Source organism: Arthrobacter sp. JZ12, from assembly GCF_035189165.1.
Taxonomy (GTDB): domain Bacteria; phylum Actinomycetota; class Actinomycetes; order Actinomycetales; family Micrococcaceae; genus Arthrobacter_D.
This window is the reverse complement of sequence record NZ_CP045246.1, coordinates 52,457-65,511: the sequence shown is the minus strand read 5'-3', so window position 1 is coordinate 65,511 and position 13,055 is coordinate 52,457. Positions and strand designations below refer to the sequence as shown.

Sequence of the window (13,055 nt, the reverse complement as noted above, 5' to 3'; positions counted from 1 at the left end):
CGGCGTCTAACGCTTAGGCACCGCCTGCTGCAGCTATAACCTCGCGCATGACCGCGTTGAGGTTCTCCGCCTGCTCGCGGGTCAATCCGAGTTTCTTCATCATGGTCCCGGGCACGGACAGCGCCTGCTCGCGAAGTTCGCGCCCCTGAGCCGTCAGCCCGACGGCGAGAGCGCGCTCATTGCCTGCAACCCGCTCACGCGTCACAAGGCCGTTTGCCTCCAGCCGCTTCAGCATCGGCGAGAGGGTGGCAGGTTCCATGGCCAGGGCTTCACTGATTTCCCGAACCGAGCGCGGATTCTTCTCCCACAGGGCAAGCATCACGAGGTATTGCGGATGGGTGAGGTTCAGTTCTTCAAGCACCGGCCTGTATGCCCCGATGACACTGCGCGAGGCAACCGAAAGGGCGAAGCAGAGCTGCCGCTCCAGCAACAAATCCTCATCCTGAGAGGCGTCCTGAGAGCCACTGAGCGGCGCATCCTGGGAGAGCTGCTGTGACGCTGTCGCCGTCACTACTTCTCGCCTTCGGGCTCGCGCGAGACAAGATAGGTGGATCCGTCGGCGTTCCGCACCACGTCCCACTGCTGCAGCTCTTGCTGACGACGGCGGTGGGCCGCGTCGTCCGTGTACTTGACCGGACCGCCCAGCCCGCCCTGATCGGCGGGGCCGAAAAACATCCGCAATTTGCCGGTTGCGTTCATGAATCGGGCTGACAGCGTCTTCTTTTCCGCCATAAGAGCGGCCTTCCTGCGCGACGACTTCCTACCTCATCCATTTTAGGGTACTAACTGTTAGGGTACTAATCGGTGCTGGGGCCACTCCCCGCGGGATGCCATCACCTGCGCCAGCAGGTCAGCACGGTCAGACACCAGCCCTCCTACACCCAGAGCCAGAAGCTCCTCCATCTCCGGTGCCTCATTGATGGTCCACACATGCACCGGAAGATCGGCCGCCGCGCATCGCCGCACGAAGGGCTCCGCCACCACCGGAATACCCCGGTAGCGACGGGGAACCTGGAGGCAATCCACACGCGCGCGTCGGGCTATCCACCCCGCCAATCCAAGGGGCGCGAGAATCCGGATCATTGCACTGACCGCCATGCCCGCTGACGACGCCGCCGGCCGGCTCAGTGCCCTCAGCACCCGCAGCCGGCGCCGGTCGGAGAAGGAGGCTACAAGCACGCGGTCGTGGGCAGCGGCTGCCTCAATCACGTCGACGAAGGGCTGCACCGACCCATCATCCTTCACGTCGATGTTCAACTTCACGTCAGGCCACCGCGCAAGTACCTCCGCCAGCGTCGGGATCGGCTCGCGGCCCCGAACCCGCACCTTTGCAAGCTCCGAAGCAGTAAGGTCAGCTACCCGGCCGGTCCCGTCCGTCACCCGCTCCAAGCGCTCGTCGTGAAAGACCATTACGACGCCGTCACGCGTGGTGCGCACGTCGATCTCCAGATAGGCGAAGCCCATTTTGATCGCCGCCTCCATCGCGGCGAGTGTGTTTTCCTGCCCGTCCAGCGCGAACCCCCGGTGCGACAGTGCTAGCGCAACCCCGCCCCCACCGCCCGCAGGGACATCGAAGTAGGGCTTACCCATCGCCGGGCCAGGGCGTCAGGCTGACCGGAGCGCGGCGAGCTGCTGTTCCAGCACCTGCGCCACGCCGTCGTCGTCGAAAGCCGGCGCTCGGAGGTTCGCTGCAGCAAGCGCATCGGGGTGGCCCGATGACATGGCGTACCCGTGCCCCGCCCAATCCAGCATCTGGATGTCATTGGGCATGTCCCCGAAGGCGAACACATCCTCACGGTCGATACCCAGTCCGGCTGCGTATTTGGCTAGCGTGACCGATTTGTTGATGCCGGGCACACTCATCTCGAGGAGCGGCACGCGGGGTGCAGAGTGCGTCGTGGCGACCAAATGCCCGACGGCGGGAGCCACCCCATGCAGGAAAGCGTCGGGCGAGATGTCCTGCTCCCGCGCGAGGAACTTGATGACTCCGGTCCCGTCCAGCGATTCACGAAGCGGACGGGGTTCCGCAGCCCCGAGCAGCTCAACCGAGGCCGGATCCGCAAATCCGGGTTCAATCAGGAAGCTGTCCACCGTTTCCGCAGCGAAGGTAACCGCCGGGTACAGCCCCCGAATAATCTCCTGCGCCTGGAAGATGCTCTCGCCGTCCAGCAGGTGTGAGTCGAGGACTTCCTCGCGACCGAGGTCATAGGTGAGCGCACCATTGGAGCAGATCACGGTTCCCGTGAAGCCAAGGTCGCGCAGCGGCTGCAGCCAGCGGGGGGGCCGTCCGGTCACGAACACAACCTCAATGCCTGCCTCGAGGCAGGACTCAAAGGCCCGGATTGTCCGTTTCGACATCTTCCCGTCGTGACCGACGACCGTGCCGTCCATATCGCTGGCGACCAAACGCATCCCAAACTCCTCACCCGGGTAGGTATCCAGCCTACCCAAGCGAACCGGTACAGTGCCTCCCGGGATCAGGCCAATGCGTTCTTCTCGCTCTTCGATAGCTCGGCGGTGATGCCGCACCAGGCGCAGGTTCGCGAGTAGCGCCGGCGTGTGGTGAAGAGCGGTATGAAGAAGACGGTGAAGCGGGTTGACCGCTCATCGACACGCTGCGAGGCGTGCTGACCGCAGTTGGAACACACTGCCTGACGACGGAACAGTTCCTTGACCCGGGTGTTGAATCCGAACAGAATCAGCATGATTAACGTCCTTCCAGGCTACTGCTCGTAGGTGCCGATGATGCGCGCCCGGCCAATGGAGTGGGAGAAGAGATTGAACCCGAGGTAGGCGTTGGAGGCGTCTTCCGGGATGTCCAGCTTCTCCACATCAACCGCGTGGACCACCACGTGGTAGTGGTGCGGGCCGTGACCGGGTGGCGGTGCCGCTCCAACAAAGCCGAGGAAGCCGGCGTCGTTCCTAAGCTGCACTGCACCGTCCGGAAGCGCGGAACCGTCTTCCGCACCGGCACCGGACGGCAGGGAGGTGGTCCCGGCCGGGATGTTGAAAACGGCCCAGTGCCAGAAGCCGCTGGCGGTGGGAGCGTCAGGATCGTAGACGGTGACGGCGAAACTCTTTGTCTCCTCGGGGAAGCCGGTCCAGCTAAGTTGCGGCGAGAGGTCCTCGCCGCCTGCTCCCATTCGGCCTGACGCATGCCGGATATCGAGCGGCTGGTTATTGCTGATGTCGGTGCTGGTGACGTTGAAGGAAGGAACTTCAGGAAGATCTGCGTAGGGATCGCGGGTCATGCGTACACTCCTCTTGCTCTCAGTTCATCTCTGGTGGGCGGGTTGGCACCCGCCCGGGACACGGTCACGGCAGCTGCTGCTGCAGCGAACGCCAACACAGCCTGCACTTGCTCAACAGACAACCCGTGAAGCTCACTGCGCCGCTGCCCTCCGTCCAGCTCGCGGTCCACCAGCGCACCCAGCAGGGCGGCCATGAAGGAGTCACCGGCGCCGACTGTATCGACGACGGACGCAGCAGCTGCCGGAGCCTCACATTCACCGCGTTCGACGACGGCCCATGAACCGCGCGAACCCCGCGTCACAACTACGACGGCGGGACCCATCGACAGCCAGCGGCGCGCGCTCTCGCGGTGGTCCTGACCCGGGTAGAGCCACTCGAGGTCCTCGTCCGATGCCTTCACCACATCCGCCAGAGCCACGAACTTCTCGGCTTGCTCCCGCGCGTAGTCGACGTCCTTGATGATCGTCGGACGGCAGTTCGGGTCGTAGCTGATGGTCGCGAACGGCCTGGCCTGCCTGACCAGGGCGAGCACTTCTGCGGCGCCAGGGGCGAGCATCGACGCAATGGAGCCGGTGTGCACCAGGCTGGTGCCGTTGAGCAGACTGTCGCGGGAGGCCAGTTCGGGAAGTTCCCAACGGAGCTGGAAGGTGTACTGTGCTCCGCCCACCGGGTCGAGCCTGGCCGACGCCACACTGGTGGGGCCGGCGTCGGGCGGCAGCGGCGAAAGGACGGCGTTGTCAGCGAGGTGCTGGTGGATGCGGCGGCCGTATTCATCGTCCCCGAACCGACCGAGGAACTGGGTCGGGTGCCCAAGCCTTGCCAGACCGACTGCTACATTCAGCGGACTTCCACCCACGTGTGCGCGTAGCGGTGCCGTGTCGCTGATGACCTCGTCGATGAGGGCTTCCCCAATTATCGTGAGCACCGTCTCAACCTAGCATCGAACAGTACCCGCGCGGCCCTACCGGAAGCGCCGGATGCTGTAGACAAGCAGGGTCAACGCGATGATCGAGGACAGCACCAGGCTCAGCCCCGTGCCCCATCCTCCGGGCAGCCACCACTCGTCACCCAGGGGCCACCACCCTGGGACGGGCGGCTGCACCATCCAGAAAATGCCGACTGCCATGAAGCACAGTGCGCCCAGGGCGCTCACCGCGATGCGGAGCCAGGTCTTCACTCCGATGCGGGCTGCACGATAGGCCTGCTTTTTGATCGGGTGCAGCCGCTTCTCGGCCCAGGTGTACTGCTGGGACAACACCGCCAGTCCCCCGACCAGCATCAACAGTCCGGGTCCGGGGAGAACTAGCGCAGCGATGCCAAGCACAACAAGGGTCCAACCGAGTATTTCAAGGCCGGTACGGTGGGCAGCCCGATGTAACCGGGAACGCGCGCTCATTGGAGCAGGATCCCACACTTGGCTGAACACTCCGTTAATCGCTTCATGCAAGACGTACCACTGCGTCAACCACCAGCTGCCAGGCGGACGTGCCGGGAGTAATCATCGCGAAGTGATCCCCCGGAATGATCACCAGCTCCGCAGTCGCGCCGGCTGTCAAGGCAGCGTTCACATAGGACTTCGATTGGCTGAGCGGCACTGTGTCGTCTTCAGCGCCGTGCAGCGCGAGGACGGGTACGGGAAGCGGTATCGCGGTCATCGGGTCGGCGAGCCGGTAGTTGTCTTCGCGGGGCTCCCCCAGGAAGTCCGCCACTGCTCCGTCGCCCAGGCGCTCCTCGCGCGCCCGGCGCAGATTGAGTACTCCTGACTGGCTTACGACGCCGGTGAGCGGCACCGCGACGGAACCGGCACCCGGCGCGCTTCCCGGTAGGGACGTCCGCCCCGCTGCCCACACGGCCAGGTGGCCGCCGGCAGAGTGGCCGAGCGCCGTCGTCGTCGTCAGATTCAGGCTGTGTTCGCCGGCCGCGACGGAAAGAAGGTCGATCCCGGCGGCGATGTCTTCGAATGTCTCCGGCCAACCACCGCCGTTTCCCACCCGGCGGTATTCGAGGTTCCAGCAGGTGAAGCCGCGGGCAGCAAGATCCTCGGCGAGCGGAACGCCAAGCTCGCAGGTGTATCGGCTCCGCCAGAACCCGCCATGGATGGTGATTACTGCGCCGGCGCGACGGTCTCCTTCCGGCAGGTAGAGATCGGCGAACTGGCTGGGATCCTCGCCGTAGGTGTATCGCTGAGATGCCATGGAGTCCTTGTTCTGGTGCGGATTTCTGACAGCGTAGCCGGTGTGGGTGGCTGGTGTTTAGATAAGACCGTGAGTGCATGGGATGAGTTGGATGACCGCCTGAGACCGTCTGTCGAGGCAAGCGTCCAGGAGTATGAGCGGGTGCGCCCTGCCCTGGAAGCCGTTACCGAGGATGCCCGCCAGAGAATCCAGGACATTTTTGACGGAACGGAACTGCGGCCGCTGTTTGTCACGGCGCGCACCAAGTCGGTCCAGTCATTCCGGGACAAAGCCTCGCGCATGCTGGTGGAAGGAGATACACCGCCCAGCCTGGTTTTCCCCGACCCCCTGCGCAACCTCACGGACCTTGTCGGCGTCCGGGTGATCACAACCCTCCCACACGAAGTGGATATCGCAGCCAACCTGATCAAGCGGCAGCGGCAGGAGTTCGACTGTCGCGGCGACCGTGAAAAGGACATCGGCTCGATCGAATCGGGCACCTACGGCTACTCCAGCCGTCACCTGATTCTGCGGACCATCCAGAACGACGCCGTGCGCAACTACCAGCAGCTGCTCGGCTCGGATTCGGGCAGCTACCTCTTCGAAACCCAGGTACGGACTGTGCTCGCCCACGCATGGTCGGAGATCGAGCACGACATCCGCTTCAAGTCGTTCAACCCGAAAGCCTGGAGCCCCTACTTCGACCGGCAGTTCACTGCCACGGCCGCGATGCTTGAAAGCGTGGAGTCCACCTTCGCTGACCTGCATACCCGGTACCAGAAAGTCACGGGGTTCTGGGACCCGGCCGGAGAGGGTGCGGTGGAACTCTCACCCGACCGGATCCGCGAGGTGTGGCAAACACTTCTGCCGCACGTGGACCGTAAGTCCGACGACGACTGGCGCTGGGCAGCCGAACTCCTCGCCGCACACGGATTAACCACCACAACCGAACTGGTCTCCCTGCTGCAGGCCGACACCATTACCTCAGTGCGGCGCGCGCTGGTCCACCGGTACTCGCCCGGTCCCGACCGGCTGCTGGACGATGTGCTGCTGTGGAACTTCGGCGAACGTCACATCGAGTTGACGGCTGACCCGGCGTCGGAGGCAGGTGCCTCCCGCCGGGACAGCCTGCTGCGAAGGTTCCGTCAAATCCGGACGTACAGGTCGCGGGCCCAGTCGTGACCTGAGCAGCGGTCTACACTTCAGCCGCTGCGGTCCCGTTGCCGGTGTCAGCCTTGGCGGCGGTTCCGTTGCCGCCCTTGTCTGTTGAGCCCCAGTTACGCAGCATGGCCACCGCGTCCAGGCCGGTGGTGTCCTTGAGCAGCTGGAAGGTCTGCTGCAGTCCGCCGGTGACGTTCCGGCTCAGCTGGCTAGCTCCGTCGGAGGAAATCACGGTCATGTTGTCGATGGCGGACATGGGCGCTGCGACTTCGCGCGCTACGAGCGGGAGCATCTCCATCACCTTGTTCAGGACGGCTGCGTCGTTGAACTGCTCGTAGGCACGTGCCTGGGCCTCGATGCCCTGCGCCTCGGCAATACCCTTCTGGCGCACGACGTCGGCCTCCGCCTCACCCCGGACCTTGATGACCTCGGCATCGGCGGCACCGTTGGCGCGAGTGACCGCCGCCGCCGCGTTACCGCGTGCGGTGCTCGCTGCTGCTTCAGCTTCAGCAGCTACCCGATCACCTTCAGCCGTCAGCTTTCGCTTTGAGAGAGCCACTTCCGCTTCGACCTGGTCAGCCTCGGACTGGCGCTTGCGCTGCTCCAGCAGTGCGGCCGCTTCCTGCTCCACCCGGTACTTGTCCGCGTCGGCGGGCTTGCGGATTTCGATGTCCAGTTCCCGCTCGCGCAGTTCGGCACGGCGTGCGGTGACTTCCTGTTCCTTGAGGAGGATGGCCTGCTGCTGCTCGGCTGCTGCGAGCGGGCCGGCGGCGTCGGCCTGCGCCTGGCGGGCGTCGGCGACTTCCTTCAATTCAGCGCGGCGGATGGCCAGGCGCTGTTCGGCGAGAGCCACCTGCTCATCGGCGAGCGCAGCCGCTTCGGCAGCTTCCTGGGCGGCATTGGCTTCGGCGATCTTCGCAAGCTTCTCGGCAAGTGCGGCTTCAGGACGCCCAAGGTTGTGCAGGTAGCTGGAGTCATCGTTCACGGACTGGATCTGGAAGGTGTCGATCACCAGGCCCTGGTTGTGCATCGAGTGCTCGGCCTCTTCCTTCACGCTCTTGGCGAAGGATGCCCGGTCCTTGATGATCGAGTCCACGGTCAGCGTTCCCACGATCGAGCGCAGCGAGCCGGACAGGGTTTCCTGTGTGTAGTGGTCGATCTGGTCCTGCTGATTCAGGAATCGCTGGGCTGCCCGGCGGACCGCCTCTTCATCACCGCCGACCTTGATCTGCGCAACGCCCGTCAGGTGCAGCTTGATGCCGTTCTTGGAGATGCCCTCGATCTGCAGCGTGACCTGCCTGGACGCCAGGGAGATCGAGAACGCGCGCTGGCTGATCGGATTGATGAACGTGCGCCCGAAGACTACGCGCTGGCTTTCCTGATTGCTCTTTCCCGTGATGATGAGCGCTTCGGACGGGCTGGCGATGCGCAGTGCCATCCTCGCCGCTATCGCTGCGACCAGAGCCAGAATTACGACGACGCCGGCGACCACCCCGAGCGTGATCAGCAGACCGATATCCACATTTCCCCCATAGCTAAGACTCAAATGAGACTGGTGATTGGCGGCAATTGGCCGCCAATCACCGACGCTACACGAGATCAGAAGAGTTGCACCCGATGGGAGCTATTTGCCGGCGTCGTCTCCGGTGGTTCCCTCCGGGCTGATGCGTTCAATGGAGCCGGTGTCGGTCTCCTTGAAGGGCACCGTGGCGGGAACGGTCGCAGCTCCGCGCACGGGGCCCAGGCTGCGCAGCCGCAGCGGATCCCTTCGGAGGTCCGCATACAGTGCGACGCATAGGCCGATGATGATCAGCACGAACGGGCTGGACGCGAGGATGGTGAAGGTCTGCAGCGCCTCTAGGCCGCCCACGAACAGCAGGACCGCGGCCACCGCTCCCGTCAGCACTGCCCACAACAGGACCAGAGGCTTCCAGGGTTCCTTGCGCCCGTAGCTGGACAGCGTGCCAAGGACCAGCGCACCCGCGTCCGCGCCGCTGATGAAGAACACCGCGGTGAGCACCATGACCACCAGCGCAGCCCCGATGAAGAACGGGTACTCCTGCAGGGTGGCGAAGAACCCGGCCGCTTCGTTGCCGGTTCCGGCGATGTCCACACCGCCAAGCTGCAGGTTGAGGCCGGCTCCGCCGAAGACAGAGAACCACAGCACGCTGACGCCGGTAGGAACCAGCAGCACGCCGAGCACGAACTCGCGCACGGTCCGGCCGCGGGAGATCTTGGCAATGAACGTCCCGACGAAGGGCGTCCAGGAGATCCACCAGGCCCAGTAGAAAATCGTCCAGCTGGCCAGCCACTCTGTACCGCCGAACACGGCGGAGTGGAAGCTCATCGGAACCAGGTTCGACAGGTAGGAGCCGATTCCCGACGGGATGAGATCGAGCATGAAGACGGTGGGGCCGACGATGAAGACAAACAGCAGCAGTACGGCGGCAAGAACCATGTTCGTGTTGCTCAGCCATTTGATGCCCTTGGAGACACCGCTCGCGGCTGAGAACAGCACGCCCACCGTGAGGACGCAGATGATGATGATCGGCAGCGCGGCGCCCGGATCGTCGTCGAACTCGCCGGTAGTCAGCAGAGCGTATCCGGCCGCGATCTGCAATGCGCCTAGGCCGAGGGAGGTCGCCGAGCCAAACTTGGTGCAGATGATGGCGAGAATGTCGATCGGCTTGCCCCAGCCGCGGTCCCGGATGCGCTCTGCCCCGAAGAGTGACTCGAAGGGCGAGCTCATGAGGTTTCCGCGGCCCATGCGGTAGGTGGAATACGCCAGCGCCAGACCGACGACGGCGTAAATGGCCCACGGGTGCAGGCCCCAGTGGAAGAATGTGTAGGCCATCGCCTGTCGTGCTGCGTCGGGGCTTCCGGGCTCTGCCTCCACATACGGGGGCGGAGAAGCCAGGTGGGTAACCGGCTCGTAGACGCCGAAGAACATGAGGCCGATGCCCATGCCGGCGCTGAACATCATGGCAACCCAGGACAGGGTGGAGAACTCGGTGCCTTCGCCCTCCTGTGACAGCGGGATGTTTCCATACCTGCCGAAAGCCAGGACCAGAGAGAACACCACAAATCCGCTGGCGCCCAGGATGAAGAGCCAGCCGAAGTTTCCTGTGACCCAACCCAGGGCTGCTCCTGCAGCCGCGCTCACCGCCTCGGTGAAGACAACACCGAGGATGCACACCGTAAGGATGATGCCGAACGCGACGAAAAATACAACCTTATCAACCGATGCCCAGCCGGCGGCTGAGCTGTCAGCAGTGTCGCCGATTCTCTCCTCGATCGAATCGCCTTTGGACTCAGCGGACATGTCGACTCCTCACACAGCGGGCTCTGAACACGACGATCAGTATACTGAGGGCCATGACGGAGAGCCCTGAGACCGGAAACCGTACGTCCAGCTATACCGGAGAGGGAGACACCGGCACCACGGTTTTCGGCGGGCACGGCTTGTGCTCCAAGCACGACGTGCGGGTTGTGGCCCATGCCGAATGCGATGAGGCCAATGCCGCTGTCAGCGTCGCTATCGCCACCGGCGGTCTTCCCACCGACGTGACCGCCATGCTCGTAAGCGTGCAGAACGATTTGTTCGACGCAGAAGCGGATCTGCTCACTCCCCTGAATCATCTCGAGCCCGCGTCGGCGCGGGTCGTACCCGCGCACGTCGAGCGTCTCGAACGAGCGTATGAGCACTTCGCCGCGGAAGCCGACGACCTCAGCGGCATGGTCCTCCCGGGAGGAACGCTGTCTGCGGCCCTTCTGTACCAGGCGCGGGGGGTTGTGCGCCGTGCGGAGCGGGCGGTGTGGGCTGCCGTGGAGGAGTACCCGGATACGGTCAACCCACAGGTTGGCATCTACCTCAACAGGCTCTCTTCCCTGCTGTTTGTGCTTGCGCGCAACGCCAACGTGGAGCACGGGGACATCACCTGGGTTCCCGAATTCTCCGTACGGGATCCGGAACCTGACGAGAACGCCTAAGCCGCAGTTCTCCCCTTTCAGTTCGCGTCGTCAGTCCGCGTCGTCGGGTCCCGCTTCCTCGAGCAGCCACCCCGTCACTGTCTCAATGTCTTTGCCTGCGTCCCGCGTGAATTGCCAGGCTTTCTGCCGCTCATCCTGAAAATGCTGTCGCAGCCCGGCCTGAGTGGACTGCAGCGAGGGCACCCGGTCGATCACGTCCATCGCAAGCTGGTACCGGTCGATCTGGTTCAGCATAGCCATGTCGAAAGGCGTAGTCGTGGTGCCCTCTTCCTTGTAGCCGCGCACGTGGATGTTGTCGTGGTTGGTTCGGCGGTACGTCAGGCGGTGAATGAGCCATGGGTAGCCGTGGTAGGCGAAGACAACCGGCCGGTCGCGGGTGAAGAGAGTGTCAAAATCGCGTGCGCTCAGCCCATGCGGGTGCTCCGAGCTGTCCTGGAGCCGCATCAGGTCCACCACATTGACCACCCGGATTTTCAGGGACGGCAGTGCACGCCGCAGCAGTTGCGCGGCCGCAACCACCTCGACGGTGGGCACATCGCCTGCGCAGCCGAGCACGACGTCAGGATCCGCTCCACCGCGTGGGTCCTCGCTTCCAGCGAAAGCCCAGACACCGATTCCCCGTTCGACGTGGAGGCGGGCTTCCTCGGGCGGCAGCCACGTCATTGTCGGCTGCTTCCCGGTAACAATGACGTTCACCCGGTCCCGTGTTTGCAGGCAGCGCCCGGTGACGGCGAGCATGGTGTTGGCATCGGGCGGCAGGTAGACCCGGATGACGTCCGCCTTCTTGTTCACCACGTGGTCGATGAAGCCAGGATCCTGATGCGAAAAGCCGTTGTGGTCCTGCTGCCAGACGTGGCTCGAGAGCATGTAGTTAAGTGAAGCCACCGGCTGCCGCCATGGCAGCTCCTGATGCACCTTGAGCCACTTCGCGTGCTGGTTGAACATCGAATCCACGATGTGCACGAATGCCTCGTAACAGTTGAAAACGCCGTGCCGTCCGGTCAGAAGATAGCCTTCCAGCCAGCCCTGGCAGAGATGTTCGCTCAGCACCTCAAGGACGCGGCCGGACCGCGCGAGGTGTTCGTCGACGTCGTCAATTCGTTGCTGCCAGGCCTTGTCCGTGGCGTCATAAACATCCTGCAGCCGATTGGACGCGGTCTCATCCGGTCCGAACAAGCGGAAGTTTTCGGGGTTGAGGCGGATAACCTCCCGCAGGTAGCCGCCCACGGCGAGCATCGGGCTCGCCTTCTGCCCGCCCGGCCGTTCGACGTCGATGGCGTGGTCCGTGTAGGCGGGTAGCCGGAGGTCCCGCAGCAGCCGGCCACCGTTTGCATAGGGCGTGGCACTCATCCTCAGGTCACCGGCCGGTGCCTGCCCGGTGACGTCGCTGACAGGTGCGCCGTCCTCGGAGAAAAGGTCCTCCGGCCGATAGGAGCGCATCCATTCCTCGAGTTGGCGGAGGTGGTCGTCGTCGTCATGCATCCCCGACAGCGGCACCTGATGCGCCCTCCAGGTTCCCTCAACCGGCTTCCCGTCGACGGCGGCGGGTCCGGTCCAACCCTTCGGCGAGCGCAGCACGATCATGGGCCACGCCATGGGATTGTCAGTGTTTTCCTGCCCTGCGTTTTCCTGCCCCGAGCGGGCTGCCTGCTGGATCGCCGCGATCCCCTCGAGGCAGGCCTCGAGGGCCGCGGCAAAGTCCCGGTGTGCCTGCTCAGTGGCTTTCGGGTCGGTGACGGTGACGAAATGCGGGTGGTAGCCGTAGCCACGCATCAGGTACTCGAGCTGCTGCTCAGGCATCCGCGAGAGCACCGTGGGGTTGGCGATCTTGTAGCCGTTCAGGTGCAGGATGGGCAGCACAGCGCCGTCGTTCACGGGATCCAGGAAGCTGTTGGAGTGCCAGCTGGCGGCCAGCGGACCCGTCTCGGCCTCACCGTCGCCGATGACACAGGCCGCGATGAGGTCCGGATTGTCGAAGACCGCACCGTAAGCGTGGGCCAGGGAGTAGCCCAACTCGCCGCCCTCACTGATGGAGCCCGGCGTCTCCGGTGCAGCGTGCGAGGGGATGCCTCCCGGGTAGCTGAACTGCCGGAACAGCTCCTCCACGCCGGCCTCATCCCGTCCGATGTGGCTATAGATCTCGGAGTACGTTCCTTCGAGCCAGGCATTGGCAACATTGGCGGGGCCTCCATGGCCCGGGCCGGTGATGAAGAGCATCTGCTGCTGCCGTTCGACGATCACCCGATTGAGATGGGCGTAGATGAAGTTCAGGCCCGGCGTGGTACCCCAGTGGCCGAGCAGCCGCTCCTTCACATCCTCCCGCCGAAGCGGCCGACGCAGCAGCGCATTGTCCCTCAGGTAGATCTGGCCCACCGAAAGGTAGTTGGCTGCCCTCCACCAGGCGTCAAGCTGCTCGAACTGCATCTGCTTCCCCTCTGTAGTGCCTGACCTGTTGTGCTTAATCTGTGGTGCTTGGCC

Annotated in this window: 14 protein-coding genes; 2 read left to right on the top strand and 12 right to left on the bottom strand. The window is 64.2% G+C overall.

The features are described from left to right. Positions 1-13 precede the first annotated feature (13 nt). From GC088_RS00335 to GC088_RS00295, 9 genes are all read right to left on the bottom strand, one after another. Complete coding sequence (locus GC088_RS00335) at positions 14-511, bottom strand: MarR family winged helix-turn-helix transcriptional regulator (protein WP_416377479.1); 498 nt, start codon at positions 509-511, stop codon at positions 14-16. After that, the gene (locus GC088_RS00330) at positions 511-732 is read right to left on the bottom strand and encodes a hypothetical protein (protein WP_323959939.1); all 222 of its coding nucleotides are present in this window, start codon (positions 730-732) and stop codon (positions 511-513) included. Before GC088_RS00330 ends, GC088_RS00335 begins: the two co-directional genes overlap by 1 nt. Before the next feature lie 57 nt (positions 733-789). Then, on the bottom strand, positions 790-1,590 hold the full coding sequence (locus tag GC088_RS00325) for a glycerophosphodiester phosphodiesterase family protein (RefSeq protein ID WP_323959938.1): 801 nt from the start codon (positions 1,588-1,590) through the stop codon (positions 790-792). 15 nt (positions 1,591-1,605) lie between these two features. Continuing rightward, positions 1,606-2,412: an HAD family hydrolase gene (locus GC088_RS00320; RefSeq protein WP_323959937.1), complete on the bottom strand. Its 807-nt coding sequence runs from the start codon at positions 2,410-2,412 to the stop codon at positions 1,606-1,608. A gap of 65 nt (positions 2,413-2,477) precedes the next feature. Beyond that, positions 2,478-2,705: a zinc-ribbon domain-containing protein gene (locus GC088_RS00315; RefSeq protein ID WP_323959936.1), complete on the bottom strand. Its 228-nt coding sequence runs from the start codon at positions 2,703-2,705 to the stop codon at positions 2,478-2,480. An 18-nt stretch (positions 2,706-2,723) separates the two neighbouring features. Then, entirely contained in the window at positions 2,724-3,251 is a 528-nt protein-coding gene (locus GC088_RS00310; RefSeq protein ID WP_323959935.1) for a YbhB/YbcL family Raf kinase inhibitor-like protein, read from the bottom strand. After that, the gene (locus GC088_RS00305; protein WP_323959934.1) at positions 3,248-4,177 is read right to left on the bottom strand and encodes a carbohydrate kinase family protein; all 930 of its coding nucleotides are present in this window, start codon (positions 4,175-4,177) and stop codon (positions 3,248-3,250) included. The genes GC088_RS00310 and GC088_RS00305 overlap by 4 nt, the downstream gene beginning before the upstream one ends. A gap of 36 nt (positions 4,178-4,213) precedes the next feature. Further along, the gene (locus GC088_RS00300) at positions 4,214-4,648 is read right to left on the bottom strand and encodes a PGPGW domain-containing protein (protein WP_323959933.1); all 435 of its coding nucleotides are present in this window, start codon (positions 4,646-4,648) and stop codon (positions 4,214-4,216) included. Between the two features lie 43 nt (positions 4,649-4,691). Further along, entirely contained in the window at positions 4,692-5,447 is a 756-nt protein-coding gene (locus GC088_RS00295) for an alpha/beta hydrolase family protein (RefSeq protein ID WP_323959932.1), read from the bottom strand. A gap of 69 nt (positions 5,448-5,516) precedes the next feature. Between GC088_RS00295 and GC088_RS00290 the strand changes: the two genes are divergently transcribed. Beyond that, positions 5,517-6,608, top strand: coding sequence for a GTP pyrophosphokinase (locus GC088_RS00290; protein WP_323959931.1), 1,092 nt, complete (start codon positions 5,517-5,519; stop codon positions 6,606-6,608). Between the two features lie 13 nt (positions 6,609-6,621). Here GC088_RS00290 and GC088_RS00285 read toward each other — a convergent pair whose 3' ends face one another. Beyond that, on the bottom strand, positions 6,622-8,109 hold the full coding sequence (locus GC088_RS00285; protein ID WP_323959930.1) for a flotillin family protein: 1,488 nt from the start codon (positions 8,107-8,109) through the stop codon (positions 6,622-6,624). Positions 8,110-8,211: 102 nt separating this feature from the next. Beyond that, positions 8,212-9,909, bottom strand: a complete 1,698-nt coding sequence (locus GC088_RS00280) for a BCCT family transporter (protein WP_323959929.1) — start codon at positions 9,907-9,909, stop codon at positions 8,212-8,214. A gap of 53 nt (positions 9,910-9,962) precedes the next feature. Here GC088_RS00280 and GC088_RS00275 point away from each other — a divergent pair, with 53 nt between their 5' ends. Continuing rightward, positions 9,963-10,577: a cob(I)yrinic acid a,c-diamide adenosyltransferase gene (locus GC088_RS00275; RefSeq protein WP_323959928.1), complete on the top strand. Its 615-nt coding sequence runs from the start codon at positions 9,963-9,965 to the stop codon at positions 10,575-10,577. A gap of 30 nt (positions 10,578-10,607) precedes the next feature. On the opposite strand, the gene GC088_RS00270 is transcribed toward GC088_RS00275, so the two are convergent. After that, positions 10,608-13,001 carry a phosphoketolase family protein gene (locus GC088_RS00270; RefSeq protein ID WP_416377478.1) on the bottom strand — a complete coding sequence of 798 codons (2,394 nt, stop codon included), beginning with the start codon at positions 12,999-13,001 and terminating at the stop codon, positions 10,608-10,610. Between the last annotated feature and the right edge of the window lie 54 nt (positions 13,002-13,055).

Excerpts from the sequence above, each read along its gene's own strand:
- GC088_RS00275 (WP_323959928.1), top strand. The coding sequence starts at position 9,963 with ATGACGGAGAGCCCTGAGACCGGAAACCGTACGTCCAGCTATACCGGA.
- GC088_RS00300 (WP_323959933.1), bottom strand. The coding sequence starts at position 4,648 with ATGAGCGCGCGTTCCCGGTTACATCGGGCTGCCCACCGTACCGGCCTT.
- GC088_RS00320 (WP_323959937.1), bottom strand. The coding sequence starts at position 2,412 with ATGCGTTTGGTCGCCAGCGATATGGACGGCACGGTCGTCGGTCACGAC.
- GC088_RS00325 (WP_323959938.1), bottom strand. The coding sequence starts at position 1,590 with ATGGGTAAGCCCTACTTCGATGTCCCTGCGGGCGGTGGGGGCGGGGTT.
- GC088_RS00270 (WP_416377478.1), bottom strand. The coding sequence starts at position 13,001 with ATGCAGTTCGAGCAGCTTGACGCCTGGTGGAGGGCAGCCAACTACCTT.
- GC088_RS00315 (WP_323959936.1), bottom strand. The coding sequence starts at position 2,705 with ATGCTGATTCTGTTCGGATTCAACACCCGGGTCAAGGAACTGTTCCGT.
- GC088_RS00330 (WP_323959939.1), bottom strand. The coding sequence starts at position 732 with ATGGCGGAAAAGAAGACGCTGTCAGCCCGATTCATGAACGCAACCGGC.
- GC088_RS00280 (WP_323959929.1), bottom strand. The coding sequence starts at position 9,909 with ATGTCCGCTGAGTCCAAAGGCGATTCGATCGAGGAGAGAATCGGCGAC.
- GC088_RS00310 (WP_323959935.1), bottom strand. The coding sequence starts at position 3,251 with ATGACCCGCGATCCCTACGCAGATCTTCCTGAAGTTCCTTCCTTCAAC.
- GC088_RS00295 (WP_323959932.1), bottom strand. The coding sequence starts at position 5,447 with ATGGCATCTCAGCGATACACCTACGGCGAGGATCCCAGCCAGTTCGCC.